This is a genomic window from Pseudomonas sp. S2_B07 (genome assembly GCF_054668435.1).
Map to the genome: position 1 here is coordinate 3,634,956 of NZ_CP162769.1, position 19,197 is coordinate 3,654,152.

The following is a 19,197-nucleotide window of genomic DNA, read 5'->3' on the forward strand; positions in this document are numbered from 1 at the left end:
AACGAAAACCTACAGCCTTACATCTGCGTCGCCATCCCCTCCACATTCATCGCCGCCTGACGCAACGCCTCCGACCGTGTCGGGTGTGGATGGCACGTCAGCGCAATGTCCTCGGCCGAGGCGCTGAATTCCATCGCCACGCAATACTCGCCAATCATTTCACTGACGCTCGGGCCTACGAGATGCACGCCGAGAATTTCGTCCGTGCGTTCATCGGCCAGCACTTTGGCGAAGCCTTCGGTTTCGTGGTTGATCTTGGCCCGGCTGTTGGCAGTGAACGGGAATTTACCGACCTTGTACGCGCGACCTTCGGCCTTGAGCTGCTCTTCGGTCTTGCCGACGCTGGCCAGCTCCGGTTTGGTGTAGACCACGCTGGGAATCAGGTTGTAATTCACTTCGCCGGCCTTGCCGACAATCTGTTCCACGCAGGCCATGGCTTCGTCTTCGGCCTTGTGGGCGAGCATCGGCCCGGACGTGACGTCACCGATTACCCACACGCCAGGCGCTTCGGTGCGGTGACCCTTGTTGGCGAGCATGCCGCGCTTGTCCGTGACGAGGCCGACGTTTTCCAGACCCAGGCCTTGGGTGTACGGCCGGCGCCCGATCGACACCAGCACGTAATCGGCCTCCAGCCACTCGGCGGTGCCGCCGGCCGCCGGTTCAATGCTGAGCTGAACACCGCTCGCCGTTGACGTGGCGCTGGTGACTTTCGAACTCAACTTGAAGGTGATGCCCTGTTTACTCAGCGAGCGCTGCAGGGTTTTGCCTGCCTCAATGTCCACCCCCGGGCAGATGCGATCGAGAAATTCGACTACCGTGACTTGAGCACCCAGGCGCCGCCACACGGAGCCCAGTTCCAGGCCAATGACGCCGGCACCGATCACCACCAGGTGTTTGGGCACCTCGGCGAGCGACAGCGCCCCGGTGGAATCGAGAATGCGTTGGTTATCGATGTCGACGCCCGGCAGGGGAGTGGGCTCGGAGCCGGTGGCGATGATGATGTCCTTGGCGCTCAGCTCGGTCTTGCCGCCGGCACTGTCGGTGACCGTGACTTTGCCCGGCCCGTCGATGTGGCCCCAGCCCTTGATCCAGTCGACTTTGTTTTTGCGAAACAGAAACTCGATGCCCTTGGTCAGCCCGGTAACGCTTTCATCCTTTTGTTTCATCATCTGGGCGAGGTTGAGGGTTGGTTTTACGTCGATGCCCAGGTTGGCGAATTCCGCGCCCATGGCTGCGTCGTAGAGTTCGGAAGCGTGCAACAGCGCCTTGGACGGCATGCAGCCGACGTTCAGGCAAGTGCCGCCCAGGGTCGCGCGACCTTCGACGCAGGCCGCTTTCAAGCCTAGCTGGCCGGCACGAATCGCGGCGTTATAACCACCGGGGCCACCGCCCAGAATCACGACGTCGTAGCTGCTCATGGATGTACTCCTGAAGTGAAGGGATCGGGCTGGTTAAAAATAGTAGTTGATAAAAATTACGAGCGTAATATGAGCGTTTGTCGCAGTTTCGGTCAAGGCTTCAGCCAAGAGACAGGTTCAGCGCCTTTAGATAGCAGGATTTAATACAAAAATTTCACCGTTTTCGTTATATCGTAACGAAACGCGATGTCCGCATTGAATAAGCACTGGGGTGGTATGCAAGTCGATCTCGAAGTCGATGGCGCGCAGGTAGCAGGGCTGCCGCGCTTTCAGCAGGCGCTCTTTCAGGGGCGGCGATTGCGCCAGTTCGCCATTGGCCTGAGTGCTTTGGCAGCGGCCGGGCTGGTGCTGGCGTTGTTTGTCGGGTTGTTTGCGCCGCAGTCATTGTGGGGCGCGTTGTTGGTGAGTCAGAGCGCCGCTTTACTGGTGCTGGTCGCCGGTCTGCAATCCGCCTGGTGGGTGACCCGGTGGCGAACGCAGGCGATGGACCCGCCGCTGTCCGTGGTCGTGGTCGAAGAAGCCGTTGCACCGCAAGGGTGGTATGAGCGGCTGCTGGAGCGACTCAGTCAGGGCTCGATGAGAATGCTTGGCCAGATCGGCGCGCCAACGCTCTGGCTCGGCGGTTGGGCGCTGTTGACGTTGTTCAGCATCAGTCAGTTCTGGAACCTCGCATTACCGCCCGCCGCGCTGGGGTTATCGGCCAGCGTCGGCGCGGCGCTGGCATTGCTGCTGGCGTTTGGTCTGCTGGTGGTCGAGCGGCAACTGGCCCAGGAAAACATCGCTCAATGGCCCGAAGCCGGGCCGTTGGCGCAATTGACGCGGGTGGCAATCATTTGCCTGGTGATCGGCGCGTTGTGTCTGTTGTTCGCCAGTGAAACCTCGGTATGGCCGGTGCGATTGGCGGTGCTGATCGGTTTGCTGCCGGGGCTGGTCGCGGTCGAGTTGCTACTGCGTGCGGTGTTGTCGCTGTTCAGCCCGAAGCGTGAACAACTGGAACCGACGTTGCTGGCGCGCAGTTTTGTCGCCGACATGCTGCGCTGGCCGCCGCAACCGCTGCTTGCGTTGCAACACGAACTGCACAACCGTTTTGGCATCGACTTGCGGCAGATCTGGGCCTTCACTTACATGCGCCGGGCGTTTTTGCCGGTGCTGGCGGTGATTGCCTTTGTCGGCTGGTCACTTACCGGTATTCACGAAATACCGTTGCAAGGGCGGGGCATCTACGAGCGTTTCGGCAAACCGGTGGAGGTGTTTGGACCTGGCTTGCACGCTGGTTTGCCGTGGCCGTTGGGGCGCGTGCTGAGTATTGAAAATGGCGTAGTTCACGAGTTGGCTACCAGTGTTGGCGAAGCGTCGACACCGGTCGTGCCCGAGCCTGCCGAAGGCCCGGCGCCGGCGATTGCCAATCGGCTATGGGACGCCAGCCACGTGAACGATAAATCCCAGGTCATCGCCAGCAGTCGCGCCGACAAACAGAGCTTCCAGATCGTCAACATGGACGTGCGTTTTGTCTATCGCATCGGCCTGACCGATCAAGCGGCGCTGGCGGCCACCTACAACAGCGCGGACGTGCCAACGCTGATTCGCAGTACCGCCAGCCGGATTCTGGTGCATGACTTCGCCTCGCGAACCCTCGACGGTTTGCTCGGCGAGGACAGGTTAGGGCTCGCTGAAGAGATCGGCCGGGCAGTGCAGGCTGACTTGCGGAAACTCAATAGCGGTGTGGAAATTCTCGCCACCGTGGTCGAGGCGATTCACCCACCGGCCGGCGCCGCCAATGCCTATCACGGTGTGCAGGCTGCGCAGATTGGCGCGCAAGCCTTGATCTCGCGGGAACGCGGTGCGGCTGCGGAGGCGTCCAACCAGGCGCAACTGCAGGCCAGCATTGCCCGCGACCAAGCGACCGCCAGCGCGCATGAAATCAACGCCACGGCCCAGGCGGCAGACCTGAAATTCAACGCCGAACGGAAAGCTTACGCCAGCGCCGGCCAAGCCTTTGTGCTCGAACAATACCTCAGCCAACTGAGCCAGGGCCTGGCCAACGCCAAGCTGCTGATTCTTGATCATCGTCTGGGTGGCAGCAGTAATGCGCCGACCATCGACCTCCGTACATTCACGCTGCCGGCTGATCCTGCGTCGCCGCGTACGAGCGCCCAGCCAGGAGCTACCCATTGAGCCAGTCGCACACACACGATCACGATGACCACGCCGGCCACGATCACGGCCATGGCGGACATGGGCATCACCACGGGCACCACCATCACCACCACGGCGATCCACAAGAAGCCGGCCCGTTCCCATGGCGGCGCATGGGCTGGGCGGCGTTGCTCGTGGCGTTTGCCATCGCTGCCGCCAGCCTGGTCCAGGTGCGCTCGGGGGAGGCCACCGTGATCACGCGCTTCGGCAATCCATCGCGAGTATTGCTGGAGCCGGGTCTTGGCTGGCGCTGGCCGGCACCGTTTGAAGCGGCCATTCCTGTCGACTTGCGGCTACGGACCACTTCCAGTGGTTTGCAGGATGTCGGCACCCGCGACGGTTTGCGCATCATCGTTCAGGCCTACGTGGCGTGGCAGGTGCAGGGCGATCCAGACAACGTGCAACGCTTCATGCGCGCCGTGCAAAACCAGCCGGATGAAGCGGCACGGCAGATCCGCACGTTTGTCGGCTCCGCGCTGGAAACCACGGCCAGCAGTTTTGACTTGGCAAACCTGGTTAATACCGATGCGAATCAAGTGCACATTGCCGACTTTGAGGCGCAACTGCGGCAGCAGATCGATCAGCAATTGCTCACCACTTATGGCGTGCGCGTGCTGCAAGTCGGCATCGAACGTTTGACCCTGCCGTCGGTAACGCTCACTGCCACGGTTGATCGCATGCGCGCCGAGCGTGAAACAATTGCGACCGAACGCACCGCAATCGGCAAGCGTGAAGCTGCGCAAATCCGGTCCGCTGCCGAGCGGGATGCGCGAATTGTGCAGGCCGATGCAACGGTAAAGGCGGCTGACATCGAAGCTCAATCGCGGGTCGAAGCAGCACAGATTTACGGCCGTGCGTACGCCGGATCTCCGCAGCTCTACAACTTGCTGCGCTCCCTCGACACCTTGGGCACCATTGTTTCGCCGGGCACCAAACTGATATTGCGCACCGATGCCGCGCCGTTCCGGGTGTTGGTTGACGGCCCGCAGACCCTCGAAAACAAGTCCGGGTCGCAGCCATGAGTTTAGTTCCACGTGGAACACATGAGTTAAGCAGTCCCTGGATTCAGGCCGGACGCCTGGCTTTTCTGGCGCTGTATGCCGTAACGGTTCTGGCTGCATTGGCTTGGGCGTTCTCCAATGTGCGGCAGATTGATCCACAGAATCGCGCAGTGGTTCTGCATTTCGGGGCGCTGGATCGCATTCAGAATGCCGGTTTATTACTGGCGTGGCCGCGACCGTTTGAGCAGGTGGTTTTACTGCCCGCCGCTGATCGGGTCATAGAACGCCGGGTGGAAAACCTGTTGCGCAGTGATGTCGCCTTGCAGGCTGATCGCGTGGCCACGTTCGCCACACCGCTCAGTGATGCACTCGCCGGGTCCGGCTATTTGCTGACGGGTGATGCCGGCGTGGTGCAACTCGATGTGCGGGTGTTCTACAAAGTCACCGAGCCCTATGCGTTCGTGCTGCAAGGTGAACATGTGCTGCCCGCGCTGGATCGGTTGGTCACCCGCAGTGCCGTGGCCCTGACCGCCGCGCGAGATCTGGACACCATTTTGGTGGCGCGTCCGGAGCTGATCGGCGCCGACAATCAGGCTGCCGAACGCCGTGAACGTCTGCGCGGTGATCTGGTGCAGGGCATCAATCAGCGGTTGGCCGAACTGAGGGCAACAGGGCAGGGCTTGGGCATCGAAGTCGCCCGAGTCGACGTGCAATCGAGTTTGCCCGGCCCTGCGGTTAACGCCTTCAACGCGGTACTGACCGCGAGTCAACAAGCCGACAAAGCCGTGGCGAACGCACGTACCGAAGCCGAGAAGGCAACCCAGGCCGCTAACGAACAAGCGGATCGAACGTTGCAAGTGGCCCATGCACAAGCCAGCGAACGACTGGCAAAAGCGTCTGCCGACACCGCCACCGTCCTGAGCCTGGCCACGGCTCAACAGCAGGGCACCGACCCGCAAATGCTGCTGCGTACTTACCGCGAACGGATGCCGAAAATTCTTGGTCAGGCCGGTTCCGTGACCACGGTTGATCCGAAAGACGATTCCCGCCTGATCATTCAGGGAGCTGCACAATGACCGCGCAATCCGCCGCTGCACCGAGCATGTTGTCCTCGGCCGAACAACGCAGCGCCGCTCGCCAACTGACGCTGGCCATGCTCGCACTGGGCTTGCTCGGGCTCGGTCTGATCTGGCGCTGGCTGTCACCGGAACAGACCGGCGTCAGTCAATTGCTGCTTGGCTTTGCTTCGCTGTTGGTGGCCGTGCCGGTCATGCGTTCGGCGTGGTACAGCCTGCGTTACCCAAGCTTGCACGGGATCACCGACCAGTTGATCGCACTCGCCATGCTGGGTGCCTGGGCCACGGGTGATCTACTGACCGCCGCGTTGTTGCCGATCATCATGATCTTCGGCCACGTGCTGGAAGAGCGTAGCGTGATCGGTTCTCAGGAGGCGATTCATGCGCTTGGCAAACTGACCCGCAGCCATGCGCGCAAGGTGCAGTTGGATGGTTCGATCCTCGAAGTCGACAACAGCACCCTCAAGGCCGGCGATCTGGTCGAGGTGCGGGCCGGTGATCGCGTACCGGCGGACGGTCGGGTGTTGTCCGGTCAGGCGAGCCTCGATACCGCTTCGATTACCGGGGAATCGGTGCCGATGGAAGCCGCCGTGGGCATGCCGGTGTTCGGCGGTGCGATCAACCTCGATGGGCTGCTGCGCATTGAAGTGACCCGCACCGGCAACGAGTCGACCCTGGGTAAAGTCATCGCGCTGATGCAAAGCGCCGAGCGTTCCAAGCCGCCGATTACTCGTTTGTTGGAGCGTTACGCTGGCAGCTACATGGTGTTGGTTCTACTGCTGGCGGCAGTGACGTGGTTTGTCACCAATGACGCTCAGGCAATGCTCGCGGTGCTGGTTGCGGCGTGTCCCTGTGCACTGGTGTTGTCGGCACCGGCAACGGCCATTGCCGGGGTGGCGGTGGCGGCGCGGCACGGCATTCTGATTCGCAGTTCGGCGTTCCTTGAAGAGCTGGCGGACCTCACTTCGCTTGTGGTCGATAAGACGGGTACGCTGACGTTCGGCACCCTGCGCCTGCAGTCGATCGACAGTCCGCTGGAAGACCGCAGTCATGTTCTGAAACTGGCCGCCAGCCTCGGATCCGCCAGCAGTCATCCGGTCAGTCGTGCGCTCGCCGGGCTGGTCACGCAGGAGCATTTCCTGTTGCTGTCGGACATCCATGAGCGCCAGGGATTGGGCGTGGTAGCGATGACTGAACAGGGTGAGGCCGCCCTCGGTCGTCCGGAGTTGTTCGCGCAATTGGGCATTGCCACGTCGGCGGTTCCTGAGCACGACGGTCCGATTGCCGGGCTGGCGCTTAAAGGTGAATTTCTCGCCTGGCTGTTACTGGCCGACAGTGTCAAACCCGAGGCGCGATTTGCCCTGAATGAGTTGCGAGAACTGGGCCTGGGTCGGCAGTTGCTGCTCACCGGGGATCGGCAGAGCGTCGCGCATACGCTGGCCCGCGATGTCGGCATCAGCGATGTCGAGGCGCAGGCGTTGCCGGAGGACAAGCTTAATCGCGTGCTCAAGGAAATCGGCAGCGGCTTTCGGCCGATGGTGGTCGGGGACGGGATCAACGACTCCCTGGCGCTCAAGGCCGGTGTCGTCGGTGTGGCCATGGGCGCGGGTGGGGCGGACATTGCGCTGGCCTCGGCTGACATTGTATTGATCGGCAGCGATCTGCGTCGGCTCGGCACCTGTGTGCGTCTGAGTCGCCAATGTCGCCAGACCTTACAGGTCAATGTGATCATCGGTTTGGGCTGGACCCTGGCGATTGTGGCCTTCGCTGCTTTTGGCTGGCTCGGTGCGGCGGGCGCGATGATTGCGGCGTTGCTGCATAACTTGAGCACGTTGCTGGTACTGGGCAACGCTGGGCGTTTGCTGCGCTTTCAGGAGCCTTTGCTCAAGCTCAAAGACGAGAGTTGAACGATCTGAATTTTTTTTGCATGCCTCTGTAACGCCGTTGGGGCCGCGCTCTCTAGTGCTGTGTCGGGACTGAACAACGTTCCAGCCGACAACCCTGACGATCACCGAGGATACAAAAATGAACTTCAAATCCGCTACCGCTGGTGCCGCTCTCGCCTTCGCCGCTGCAACCTTGTTTGCCGGTGTTGCCACGCAGGCCCAAGCCGCCGACGCGGCTCAGGTTCACTGCTACGGCGTGACTTCCTGCAAAGGCATGAACGATTGCAAAACCGCAGAAAACGCCTGCAAGGGTCAGGGCGTCTGCAAAGGGCACGGCTTCAAGGCGATGACTCAGGCCGAATGCATGAAAGCGGGCGGCAAGGTCGGCGAATAACCGACCGCCGCTTGGCGCCGCAGTGGCTACCCATGGCCACTGCGGCTTTTTTTGCGAGGAGTCCGCAAATGTCTGCATCCCTTCCTTGTCTGGGTTATGGCCTGGGTTTGCGCAGTGCCTACTACCAACAGATTCTTGATCAGTCGCCGGCCGTGGACTGGTTCGAAGTTGTCTCCGAAAACTTCATGGTGCAGGGCGGCAAAGCCCTCTACTACCTTGATGCCATCGCCGAGCGTTATCCGCTGGTGATGCATGGTGTGTCGCTGTCCATTGGCGGGCCGCATGCTCTCGATCCGGGCTATCTGCAACAGCTCAAACGGCTGGCTGATCGCGTCAAACCGGCGTGGATTTCCGATCACTTGTGCTGGAGCCGTGGCAACGCCCATCAGTTGCATGATTTGTTGCCATTACCGTACACCGAAGAAAGCCTGTATTACGTGGCAGGTCGAGTGCGCCAGGTGCAAAACGTTTTGCAGCGCCCCTTGGTATTGGAGAACGTCTCCAGCTATGTGCGCAGTGCCGGCGATGATTTCAGCGAGTGGGAATTTCTTCGCGCCTTGAGTCAGCTGAGCGATTGCGAGCTGTTGCTGGACGTCAACAATGTCTATGTCAGCTCACGCAATCATGGCTTCGATCCGTGGACCTTCATTCAAGGTTTGCCGGCGAACAGGATTCGCCAGCTCCACCTGGCCGGCCATAGCGATTACGGCGATTACGTCATCGACACCCATGACCATCCCGTCAGCGATCCGGTCTGGGCGCTTTACCAACGAACCCTCGATTACCTCGGTCCTGTTGCTACGCTGCTGGAGCGCGATGACCATTTTCCGCCGTTTGCAGAACTGCTCACTGAACTGCAAAAAGCCCGGGAGCTGGGCGAGAGCGTGCTGGCCCGGAGGCACAAATGCGCCTGAACGAATGGCAACAGTCCTTTGAGCGTTACCTGTCGGGAGAGTCTTCGGTAGCTGACTTGGCGCTGGGCTCAAGCCTGATGGGTGGCCCGACGCTGGATGTCTGCACGGGGCTGGCGATTTATCACAACGCTTACCAAGCCCGGCTGCAGGAAGTGCTGCGCGGCGACTATCCCGCAGTCCTTAACTGGCTAGGTGACGACGAGTTCGAACGGCTCGCCACCACGTACATCCGTCAAAATCCCTCGGCTCACTACAGCCTTCGCTGGTTCGGCGAAGGCTTCAAAGCGTTTATTCGCCAGCACTTGGTGCAAGAGCAAAGTGCACCACTGGCCGAACTCGCCGCTCTGGAGTGGGCTTTCACGCTGGCATTCGATGCGCCACCGGGAACGCCGTTGACGATGCAGGACATGGCGGAGCTGGCACCGCACGACTGGCCGACGCTGCGAGTCAGCCCAAGTCCTTCGCTGCAATGGCTTGAGTGTGCTTTCAACAGTGTGGCGCTTTGGCGATCAGCCAAGGATGAAACGCAGTTCCCTGGCAGTACGGGACTCGACGCTCCCAGCGTTGTGGTGATCTGTCGAAATGATCTGGTTTGCCACTATCGAAGCCTGGAACCTGAAGAGGCCAACGCTCTAAAAGGACTGTTTGAACAGGGATGGAATTTTGCTGAACTGTGCTCCGAATTGACAGTCATCTATGGAGAGGGCGCACCACTTCAAGCTGTGACATGGCTCAAGCAGTGGATTCACGACGGTTGGTTGCAGCGTGGCAAATCATAGAAGTCGGCTATTAATTCGATAGCCAGCTAATTTTCCAGGATGGTCTACCCTCACATCAGACGTCTGAAACCAGGGGAACACTCCATGCTCGCGCATCTTCCACCGGCCTTACAGAATCTGCAGCTACCGCTACGCCTGCGACTCTGGGACGGCCATGAATTCAATCTGGGGCCGACGCCCAGCGTCACGATTGTGGTCAAGGACCCACAAATGGTCACCCAGTTCACCCATCCAAGCCTGGACGCGCTCGGAGCGGCGTTTGTCGAGGGTAGACTTGAGCTGGAAGGCTCCATCAGCGACGTTATCCGCGTCTGCGATGAGTGGAGTCAGGCGATGCTGGACGAAAACGACGACAATCAGCCGGTTCGTACCGTCCACGACAAGGAAACCGACGCCAAAGCCATCTCCTATCACTACGACCTGTCCAATGCGTTTTACCAGCTGTGGCTCGACAGTGACATGGCGTATTCCTGTGCGTACTTCGAGACCGGTAGTGAAACCCTGGAGCAGGCGCAACAAGCCAAATTCCGTCATTTGTGCCGCAAGTTGCGGTTGCAGCCGGGTGAATATTTGCTGGACGTCGGTTGCGGTTGGGGCGGACTGGCGCGGTACGCGGCGCGGGAGTTCGGCGCCAGGGTATTCGGCATTACGCTCAGCAAAGAACAACTCGCCCTGGCCCGTGAACGCGTGAAAGAGGAAGGTCTGGAGGATCTGGTCGAGCTGCAACTGCTCGACTACCGCGACCTGCCTCAAGATGGGCGCTTCGACAAAGTGGTCAGTGTCGGCATGTTCGAACACGTCGGCCACGCGAATCTGGCTGAGTACTGCAAAACCTTGTTCGGCGCGGTGAAAGAAGGCGGCCTGGTGATGAACCACGGGATCACCGCCAAACACACCGACGGCCGTCCCGTGGGACGCGGTGCCGGCGACTTCATTGAGAAATACGTGTTCCCCAACGGCGAGCTGCCGCACCTGTCGATGATCTCGGCCGAAATCAGTGAAGCAGGTTTGGAGATCGTCGACGTCGAGAGCTTGCGCCTGCACTACGCGCGTACCCTGGACCACTGGAGTGAACGCCTGGAAGACAATCTGGAAGCGGCGTCCAGGCAAGTGCCGGAGCAGGCCCTACGGATCTGGCGGCTGTACCTGGCGGGATGCGCTTATGCGTTTGCCCGGGGCTGGATCAACCTGCACCAGATCCTCGCGGTCAAAGCCCACCCCGATGGCAGCCATGAATTGCCATGGACCCGCGACGACATCTACAACCCTTAGAGAATCGGTGAAATAAGCCGGGCGACCCGCATGCCGATCTGTTGCAGGCGGTGGGTCTCCCGGCTTTCTTCCTTGGCGATTTCATGGGCCTGATTGAAGTCTTCGTTGAGCATCTGCTCCACCTCGGCGGCAAACGCGCTGTCGACCGTCAACAACATCACTTCGAAGTTAAGCCGGAACGAGCGGTTGTCCAGGTTGGCACTGCCGATGGCGCTGATTTCATTGTCGATCAATACCACTTTCTGATGCAGGAAACCGGGCTCGTAGCGGAACACCCGCACCCCCGCGCGAACGGCCTCGAAGGCATAGAGGCTGGAGGCGGCATAGACGATGCGGTGGTCCGGACGCGAGGGCAGCAATAGACGCACATCGACACCGCGCAGCACTGCCAGCCTGAGTGCGGCAAACACCGCTTCGTCGGGGATGAAGTAGGGGCTGGTGATCCACACCCGCTCGGTCGCGGCATGGATGGCTTCGACGAAGAACAATGAACAGGTTTCGTAGGAATCCGCCGGGCCGCTCGCCAGCAATTGGCAAAGCACGCCGTCGTCCGGATACACATCCGGCAGGATCAGCGGCGGCAACGACCGTGCAGCCCAGAACCAGTCTTCGGCAAAAGACTCCTGCATGCAGGCCACCACCGGACCGCGGACTCGAACATGGGTATCTCGCCAAGGCGCGAGCGGTGGTTTCTCGCCCATGTATTCGTCGCCAACGTTATGTCCACCCACGAATCCCAGGACACCATCGACCACCACGATCTTGCGATGGTTGCGGAAATTCACCTGGAAGCGATTGAGCCAGCCACTGCGAGTGGCGAACGCTTTGACTTCGACGCCGGCATCGCGCAACGGTTGCACGTAGCTGTGGGGCAGGGAGTGGCTGCCAATGCGGTCGTACAGCAAGTAAATTGCGACGCCTTCGGCCGCTTTTTCCAGCAGCAGGGTTTGCAGGCGTTGGCCGAGACGATCATCGTGGATGATAAAAAACTGAATCAGCACGGCTTCTTTCGCCTGGCTGATAGCCTCGAAAATCGAATCAAAGGTGGCTTGGCCATTGATCAACAAATGCACTTCGTTGTTCGCCAGGCACGGCATGCGGCCCAGTTTCGGCATCGCCCGCAACGACGCGTAGGCGTTGGAAGCACGAGCGGTCAGCGCCTCCTCGACCCAGGGGCGCCAGTTGAGCTCGGAGATGGCTTTGCGCATCTCTTCGTTGGCCTGGCGCCGCGCCTTGATGTAGCCATCAAAGGTACTGCGGCCGAAGACCAGATAGGGGATGAGCGTGAGATAAGGAATAAACACCAACGAAAGCGCCCAGGCAATCGATCCCTGGGCGGTGCGGACGGTGAGCACGGCGTGAATGGCAGCAATCAGGCCCAGCGTGTGAAGCAGTGCAATGGTGTAGCCGAAAATGTGCGGTCCAAAGTAATCCATGGGGCAGCCTTGCTCCTGAAGATTCAGTGCTTAACAGACCATGTTCCGTGCAGAATGTCGCTATTTAATTGGCCCATGAACCGAAGCCGATGCCCGGCGTCTAACGGCCACAACTGATCAGGAGTTACTCGATGAACGTTCGTCTGCTGGGTTTGGCCATGGCTGTTGGTTTGTCACTTCCGGTGGCGGCTCAGGCACAGATGCTGCAACCGGGGTTATGGGAATTGACCACCAGCAACATGAAGGTCGATGACCAGAACCTGCCGGACTTGCAACTGATCCTCGGGCAGTTACAGAGCCAGATGACCCCGGAACAGCGCGCACAATTGGAGAAACAGGGCATCACCATGGGCGGCAAAGGGATTCGGGCGTGCCTGACACCGGAGCAGGTGAAGACCGACAATATTCCACTGACCGACCCGCAATCGGGCTGCAAGCAGGAAATCACTGATCGCTCTGGTAACCAGTGGAAATTCCGTTTCAGCTGTCCGAAAGCGCAAGGCGCCGGTGTGGCTACTTTCCTCAGCGACCGTGAGTTCACCACCAAGGTCAACGGCACTTTCAACGCTACCGGCATTAATCAAAAGGGCAGCCTGGAAAGTCGTGCCGTGTGGCTGGGACAGGATTGCGGAACGGTCAAGCCTCGCGCTTAAGACCTTCGTCGTTACGCCCGCTCCCTACACGCTTGTGCGGGAGCGGGCTTGATTCAGCCACTGACACGCTGCCTCAATACCCATCCTGCCGAAATCCTCGCCCGCACCGCTGCGCAAACTGACGAACTCTCCTTCCTGTTCCTTCTCGCCCACGACCATCAGGTACGGCACTTTTTGACCGTGCTCACGAATCTTGTGGCGGACCTTTTCATGGCGCAGATCCACATGGACGTGCACACCGCTTCGGCGCAATGCCTCGGTCACCGACTGGACATAACTCGCCTGGCGCTCCGCCATGCTGACAATCATGACCAGGGGCGGTGCTCGCCAGCTGTCCAGTTCCTGTTGGCAAGACCAACACGTGCCGTAGATCCGTTGTTCAGACGTACCGCTGATGTAGTCGAGGGAAAACGCCTGCAACACCTTCGTGGCTGGAACCTGTGGGCCTGCCGTTAAATGCTCGAAGTCTCCCAGGCGGTATAGCGACCGTCGATCTTCTGCCTTCGAGGCTCGGCGGCGGATTGAGTGGTTGGTCGCGGCCAGCAGCTGCATGCGGGCTTCGATCAGCGGCAGGTCGTCGCGGGTTAACGATTGATTGAGGGTAAACCCGCAGAAGAAACCATCCCCCAGCGCCGACCCGGCCTGCAGCTGAACATGGGGATGAAGTTGCTTGACCGCCATCGCCAGTATCAATGCACAAGAGCGTCGAAGAATCTCCAGGCCATCGGGTTCTTGAGGCGTGACGATGTTGACCCGAGCATCGCCTCTGATCACGTATTCGCAGTCCACCAACACGCCGTCCACCCGACCGGCCACCGCCGCTTTGGCCAGCGCGGGGCTGATGCTCGCGGCGAGTTCGTACACGGACAATGGCTGATCGTATTCACGCAATGAACCATCGGGCAGGCGGATCTGAATCATGGTGATGCTCTCGAGTGCTTCTGTATTACGCGCTAGCGCATAAACCGTAATGGTAATCCCTGACAGTTGTCATTAAGACGTTTGTCGTGCCAGGCAATTTGCCCGGACACCAGCGTGGTGCTGACACTGTGACGAAAACGCTGCCGGGCGAAAGGCGTCCAGCCGCATTGAGACAGGATGGGCTGCTGGGAAACGGCAACGCCATCGGGTTCGGATTTGATCAGAACGAGGTCGGCCCAATAGCCCTCGCGCAGATAACCGCGGTCGGGGATGGCGAACAAATCGGCTACGCGGTGACTGGTCTTGGCCACGAGGGTGGTTATCGGCAGGACTTTGTCAGCCATTAATTCCAGCAACGCGGGCAGGGCGTGTTGCACCAGCGGCAGGCCGGAAGGAGCCTGATGATAAGGCTGTTGTTTCTCCGCCCACGTGTGCGGCGCGTGGTCGCTGCCGATCACATCGAGTCGATGGCTGTGCAGTGCCTGGCGCAATGCATCGCGGTCGGCTTGAGACTTGATGGCCGGGTTGCACTTGATCAGATTACCGAGGCTGGAGTAGTCCCGATCATCGAACAGCAAGTGGTGCAGGCACACTTCGGCGGTAATGCGTTTGTGGGCCAGCGGCTTGTCTTCAAACAGCGCCAGTTCGCGGGCGGTGGTCAGGTGCAACACATGCAATCGCGTGCCATGCCGCTTGGCCAGGTCCACGGCCATCGAGGACGAACGAAAGCACGCCTCGGCGTTGCGGATCAATGGATGGGCGGCCGCAGGAATGTGTTCGCCGAACAGGTCTCGAAGGTTTGCGTCGTTGGCCTCGATGCTGGGCGTGTGCTCGCAATGGGCCAACAGAATCGTCGGCACTTGGGCGAATAACCGCTCCAGAATCCGAGGATCATCGACCAGCATGTTGCCCGTGGAGGCGCCCATGAACACTTTGACGCCGGCCACTTCGCAAGGGTTGAGCGCTGCGATGGTGTCGAGGTTGTCATTGCTGACGCCGAAATGGAAACCGTAATTGGCCACTGAACTGATCGCCGCGCGCCGCTGCTTGTCAGCCAGGTCTGCGAGGGTCAGGGTCGCCGGACGGGTGTTGGGCATGTCCATGAAACTGGTGATTCCCCCAGCCACCGCGGCCCTCGATTCCGTGTAGAAACTGCCCTTGTGCGGTGCGCCGGGATCGCGAAAGTGCACTTGGTCGTCGATCATTCCGGGTAGCAGCCATTGACCGTCGGCATCGATTTCCACGTCGGCATCTTCACCCTGGATGCTGCTGGCGATCTTCACGATTCGACCATTGCTGACCAGCAGATCTCCCTCGAACTCACGGCCTTCGTTCACCAGCCGGGCATTGCGAATCAGCACACTGGTCATGGTCAGAACTCGTTTTGCAGCGCTTTGTAACCGCGCACCAGGTCGACGTTGGTGCGCGCCACGTCTTCGGAAAACTCCGAGGCGCTGACGCTGACAGGGGGGAACTGCGACAGGTCGGTGTTCGGTCCGATGCGGGTGGTGGAGGGGACGTAGAAGTCATCGGGCAAGTCGCGACCGTCGACCACCGAGTTATGCCGCACGACGCAACCATCACCGACCGCGCAATTGAACAGCACACTGTTGAAGCCGATGAACACCCGGTCACCCACGGTGCAGGGGCCATGCACAATGGAGCGATGGGCGATCGAACTGAACTCGCCGATGGTGACGGCGGCGCCGGACTTGGAATGAATGACCACACCGTCCTGGATGTTCGAGTTGGCGCCGATGGTGATCGGCTCCATCTCACCGCTGGCGTCTACTTCGTCGGCGCGAATCACCGCGTAAGGACCGACGAAGACGTTCTCTCCAATCAGCACTTTGCCGCAAATGATGGCGGTCTTATCTACGTAGGCGGACTCCGCAATTTGCGGCAAATCCCCTGAAGGGTTCTTGCGGATCATGGTTTGCTCAACGCTTGGTAGAGGGTGTTGAGGTTGTATTCGAACAGCCCGGCAAAGGTGCTGGCCGGCCCGGTGGCGGCGAGTGCATCGGAGTACAACGTGCCACCGATCTGCGCGCCGCTTTCATCGGCAATCTGTTTCAGCAGGCGGGCGTCCTTGATGTTTTCCATGAACACCGCTTTGACCTTGGCTTGGCGAATCTGGGTGATCAGTGCAGCGACTTCAGCGGCCGACGGTTCACGTTCGGTGGACAGTCCTTGCGGTGCCATGAAGTCGATCCCGTAGGCCTGACCCAGATAGCCGAAGGCGTCATGGGAGGTGACGATTTTTCGATTGCCCGGCGGCAGGGAGCCGAGCTTGGCCTTGGCTTCGGCAAGCAGGGCGTAGATCTGTTTCAGGTAGGCCTGACTGTTGCGTTGGTAGTCGGCGGTGTTCGCCGGGTCGGCGGCGATCAACGCTTTGGTGATGTTGGCGATGTACAGTTCGGTGTTCGCCAGGTTGTGCCAGGCATGAGGGTCAGGAATGGTCTCGCCGTCTTCATCCAGCGAGCGCGGAATGACACCGTGACTCGCACTGATTACCGGCGCCTTGGTTTCGGTGCTGGTCACCAGACGGTCCAGCCATGGCTCAAAACCCAATCCATTCTTGATGATCAGCTTGGCCCTGAGCAGTGCCTTGGCGTCATCCGGCGTCGGCTCGTAGGTGTGGGCGTCGGCGTCCGGACCGACCATATTGGTGATCTGGATATGCTCGCCGCCGACCTGATGGGTCATGTCGGCGAGGATGCTGAAGCTGGTGACCACCTGAAGTTTTTCCGCCGCAGACAGCGACATCGACAGCATCAAACTGAACAGTACGAGTAGAGCGCGCATCGGGCAACACCTCATTGGGATGTGAGCAAAGGCGGGCGGCGCAATAAACCGTGCACCGGCCCCAACACCACGGACAACAGATAAAAACCACCGGCCACCAGCACAATCGCCGGACCGCTGGGCAGCGAGTAGAAGAACGACAGCAGTAATCCGAGCCACACCGAGAGGCAGCCGAGCACGGCGGCGATGGCAATCAACACCGGCAAACGGCGGCTCCAGAAACGAGATGCGGCGGCGGGCAACATCATCAGACCGACCACCATCAGCGCGCCGATAGCCTGGAAACCGATCACCAGATTCAGCACCACGAGCGTCAGGAACACACCGTGGGCCAGCGGTCCGAGACGGCTGACGGTTTGCAGAAAGAGCGGGTCGAGGGTGTCCAGCAACAGCGGTTTGTAGATCAGGCCCATGGCGATCAGGCTGAAGCCCGAGACCCACAACATGCCGGTCAACGTCGGGCCATCGACCGCCAATGCGGAACCAAACAACAGGTGCAAAAGGTCCAGGCGCTTGCCGGCAATGCCCAGGATCAGCACTCCGCTGGCGAGGGAAATCGGGTAGATCGCTGCCAGACTGGCGTCTTCTCGCAAGCCGGTACGACGGGTGATCCATGCGGCCAGTCCGGCCATGCTCAGGCCTGCGCCCAAGCCACCAAACGTCAATGCCGGCAAACTCAATCCCGCGAACCAGAAGCCGAGCGCGGCGCCGGGCAAGATGCCGTGAGCGACGGCATCGCCGATCAGGCTCATGCGTCGCAAGATCAGAAATACCCCCAGCGGAGCCGTGCTGCAGGCCAGGACGAGTCCGCCGATAAGTGCCCGACGCATGAACACAAACTCGTGGAAGGGCTGCCAAAGCTGAGTGGCTGCGAGCATCAGGCCACCTGCGTTTGTGGTTGTTGGCGGATCAGTTCGGTACTAGGCCCGAGTAGGCAGCCGCTGCTGTTGATCAGCAGTGTGTGTGGAATGTGTTGGCGAACGGCGGCGAGGTCATGGCACACCACAACCAGGGTTCGACCCTCGGCATGCCATTGGTGGATATGTTTCCAGAGCAGCGATTGACCGAGTTCGTCGAGCGCCGCGTGCGGTTCATCGAGCAACAACAAGGGCGTTTGCGCAAGGCTCAATCGGGCGAGCAGGGCGCGTTGCAGTTCTCCTCCGGACAAGGCCATCAAAGGGCGTTGCTCCAGACCGCTGAGGCACCAATCTTCCAGCACTGTTTTCAGGCGTTGGCTGCGCAGTTCGGGCGATTGCTTGCTACCCCAAAAACCGGCGGCTACCAACTCTTGGAGACTGATAGGAAATTGCCGGTCCAGGTGTTGTTGCTGAGGGAGGAAGGACAGCGAGCCCTGGCGTGGAACATCGAGGAAGATTTTGCCTGTGAGTGGTTTTTGCAATCCTGCGATGACTTTCAGCAAGCTGCTTTTCCCCGACCCGTTGGCACCGATCACGGCGGTCAGGCTTCCCTTGGGCAATTCGAAATCCACGGGAGGTGTGAGTGGCTGGCCGGGGGCGCCCCAGCGCAATGCCTGGCAACGGATCATGCAGCCTCCCAATTCCAGCGGCTTTCGGAAACGGCATCATGGGCGTGCAGGCTTTCGGCGTGGACGACCCGGACGTGAAAGGCGTGGATGCCGGGTGCGCGTTTCAGGGCGAGGTTCAGGCGTCGCGCGGCGTCTTCGCAGAACATCAGGTTCTGACCATTGGCCAAGGCGAAGGCTTGTTCATCGGCGCGCTTGACCGCGGTTTGTACGGCAGTACCGAGAGCGGCTTCGGCGTCGTTGATGAGGGTGATCAGTGGCAGGTCATCCAGATAATCGTCCAGACGCACGCTCAAATGTGCGGTGCTGCGTTGGCTATGGGGCGTCGCAACGATGCCTTTTGTGGAGCCGAGCCATGCCAATACATCGGCGTGTTGCAGTGACTGGTTGGCAAAGTCATCGACGAATTGCTGCTGAATCAACTGCCGGGACAGTGCCGCTGAACACGGGCAAGTCGAGGAATAAGCAACGTCGATTTTTAGTTCCACGTGGAACATCGCGTTTTTCAATCGCGCTTCAATGCTCACCGGGTAGCTTTTCCAACCGGCTAACGGGCTGATTAACGCTGGCCGTTTGAGCAGCAAATCAGCGTGAATTTTTAAGTAAGCGTTGCGGGACAGTCCTTCATGGCTGTCGAGAAAACTTTGCAGGATTCGTCGCAACAAGGTCGGTGTCAGGTCTTCCTGCTCGAGCATTTCCAGCGCCAGATACAACCGCGACATATGAATACCGCGTGCCTCTCCGTCATCGAGGCTCACGCCCGCATCTGCTGTTGCGCTCAGGCGTTGGCCATCGAACAGAACAGGAAGAGCAATGCCGCACATGCCCACCCAGTCGAGTGGCAGAGCTTGGCGAGAGGCTTGCGCGGCGATATCCGGCAGAGTCAGCGCATTCATGAGCAGG

Annotated in this window: 18 protein-coding genes; 9 read left to right on the forward strand and 9 right to left on the reverse strand. The window is 60.1% G+C overall.

Going from position 1 to position 19,197, the window contains the following annotated elements; translation table 11 throughout:
* Window positions 1-17: 17 nt before the first annotated feature.
* On the reverse strand, window positions 18-1,418 hold the full coding sequence (gene lpdA, locus AB4N43_RS16715; protein WP_027926239.1) for a dihydrolipoyl dehydrogenase: 1,401 nt from the start codon (window positions 1,416-1,418) through the stop codon (window positions 18-20).
* 216 nt (window positions 1,419-1,634) lie between these two features.
* Here lpdA and hflK (AB4N43_RS16720) point away from each other — a divergent pair, with 216 nt between their 5' ends.
* The 8 genes from hflK (AB4N43_RS16720) to cfaB all read left to right on the forward strand — a co-directional run bounded on the left by hflK (AB4N43_RS16720) (window position 1,635) and on the right by cfaB (window position 10,936).
* Entirely contained in the window at window positions 1,635-3,593 is a 1,959-nt protein-coding gene (hflK, locus tag AB4N43_RS16720) for a protease modulator HflK (protein ID WP_460154215.1), read from the forward strand.
* On the forward strand, window positions 3,590-4,636 hold the full coding sequence (hflC, locus tag AB4N43_RS16725; RefSeq protein ID WP_059181912.1) for a protease modulator HflC: 1,047 nt from the start codon (window positions 3,590-3,592) through the stop codon (window positions 4,634-4,636). The genes hflK (AB4N43_RS16720) and hflC overlap by 4 nt, the downstream gene beginning before the upstream one ends.
* Entirely contained in the window at window positions 4,633-5,691 is a 1,059-nt protein-coding gene (hflK, locus tag AB4N43_RS16730) for a protease modulator HflK (protein WP_460151734.1), read from the forward strand. Before hflC ends, hflK (AB4N43_RS16730) begins: the two co-directional genes overlap by 4 nt.
* Window positions 5,688-7,598 (forward strand): cation-translocating P-type ATPase, encoded by a 1,911-nt coding sequence (locus AB4N43_RS16735; RefSeq protein WP_027926243.1) that lies wholly within the window; start codon window positions 5,688-5,690, stop codon window positions 7,596-7,598. Before hflK (AB4N43_RS16730) ends, AB4N43_RS16735 begins: the two co-directional genes overlap by 4 nt.
* A 118-nt stretch (window positions 7,599-7,716) precedes the next feature.
* Window positions 7,717-7,971, forward strand: a complete 255-nt coding sequence (gene bufA2 / locus AB4N43_RS16740; RefSeq protein WP_027926244.1) for a BufA2 family periplasmic bufferin-type metallophore — start codon at window positions 7,717-7,719, stop codon at window positions 7,969-7,971.
* Window positions 7,972-8,039: 68 nt separating this feature from the next.
* Entirely contained in the window at window positions 8,040-8,885 is an 846-nt protein-coding gene (bufB, locus tag AB4N43_RS16745; protein WP_027926245.1) for an MNIO family bufferin maturase, read from the forward strand.
* Window positions 8,876-9,664, forward strand: coding sequence for an HvfC/BufC N-terminal domain-containing protein (locus AB4N43_RS16750; RefSeq protein WP_027926246.1), 789 nt, complete (start codon window positions 8,876-8,878; stop codon window positions 9,662-9,664). Before bufB ends, AB4N43_RS16750 begins: the two co-directional genes overlap by 10 nt.
* A gap of 84 nt (window positions 9,665-9,748) precedes the next feature.
* Window positions 9,749-10,936: a C17 cyclopropane fatty acid synthase CfaB gene (gene cfaB / locus AB4N43_RS16755; protein ID WP_027926247.1), complete on the forward strand. Its 1,188-nt coding sequence runs from the start codon at window positions 9,749-9,751 to the stop codon at window positions 10,934-10,936.
* Here the strand turns inward: cfaB and cls are convergent.
* Window positions 10,933-12,372 carry a cardiolipin synthase gene (gene cls / locus AB4N43_RS16760; RefSeq protein WP_027926248.1) on the reverse strand — a complete coding sequence of 480 codons (1,440 nt, stop codon included), beginning with the start codon at window positions 12,370-12,372 and terminating at the stop codon, window positions 10,933-10,935. The two genes, cfaB and cls, sit on opposite strands and share 4 nt — an antisense overlap.
* Before the next feature lie 131 nt (window positions 12,373-12,503).
* Here cls and AB4N43_RS16765 point away from each other — a divergent pair, with 131 nt between their 5' ends.
* Window positions 12,504-13,025 (forward strand): DUF3617 domain-containing protein, encoded by a 522-nt coding sequence (locus AB4N43_RS16765; RefSeq protein ID WP_027926249.1) that lies wholly within the window; start codon window positions 12,504-12,506, stop codon window positions 13,023-13,025.
* 24 nt (window positions 13,026-13,049) lie between these two features.
* Here the strand turns inward: AB4N43_RS16765 and AB4N43_RS16770 are convergent, their stop codons facing one another.
* From AB4N43_RS16770 to folE2, 7 genes are read right to left on the reverse strand one after another with little or no spacing between them, the layout of a single operon-like run.
* Complete coding sequence (locus tag AB4N43_RS16770; protein WP_059181913.1) at window positions 13,050-13,946, reverse strand: His/Gly/Thr/Pro-type tRNA ligase C-terminal domain-containing protein; 897 nt, start codon at window positions 13,944-13,946, stop codon at window positions 13,050-13,052.
* A gap of 32 nt (window positions 13,947-13,978) precedes the next feature.
* Complete coding sequence (locus tag AB4N43_RS16775; RefSeq protein WP_410921159.1) at window positions 13,979-15,316, reverse strand: dihydroorotase; 1,338 nt, start codon at window positions 15,314-15,316, stop codon at window positions 13,979-13,981.
* Between the two features lie 2 nt (window positions 15,317-15,318).
* Complete coding sequence (locus AB4N43_RS16780) at window positions 15,319-15,879, reverse strand: gamma carbonic anhydrase family protein (RefSeq protein ID WP_027926252.1); 561 nt, start codon at window positions 15,877-15,879, stop codon at window positions 15,319-15,321.
* A complete protein-coding gene (locus AB4N43_RS16785; protein WP_027926253.1) occupies window positions 15,876-16,751 on the reverse strand; it encodes a metal ABC transporter substrate-binding protein in 876 nt (291 codons plus the stop codon). Before AB4N43_RS16785 ends, AB4N43_RS16780 begins: the two co-directional genes overlap by 4 nt.
* A gap of 11 nt (window positions 16,752-16,762) precedes the next feature.
* Entirely contained in the window at window positions 16,763-17,629 is an 867-nt protein-coding gene (locus tag AB4N43_RS16790; RefSeq protein ID WP_027926254.1) for a metal ABC transporter permease, read from the reverse strand.
* Window positions 17,629-18,297, reverse strand: a complete 669-nt coding sequence (locus AB4N43_RS16795; RefSeq protein ID WP_027926255.1) for a metal ABC transporter ATP-binding protein — start codon at window positions 18,295-18,297, stop codon at window positions 17,629-17,631. The genes AB4N43_RS16790 and AB4N43_RS16795 overlap by 1 nt, the downstream gene beginning before the upstream one ends.
* On the reverse strand, window positions 18,294-19,190 hold the full coding sequence (folE2, locus tag AB4N43_RS16800; RefSeq protein WP_460151735.1) for a GTP cyclohydrolase FolE2: 897 nt from the start codon (window positions 19,188-19,190) through the stop codon (window positions 18,294-18,296). Before folE2 ends, AB4N43_RS16795 begins: the two co-directional genes overlap by 4 nt.
* Window positions 19,191-19,197 lie beyond the last annotated feature (7 nt).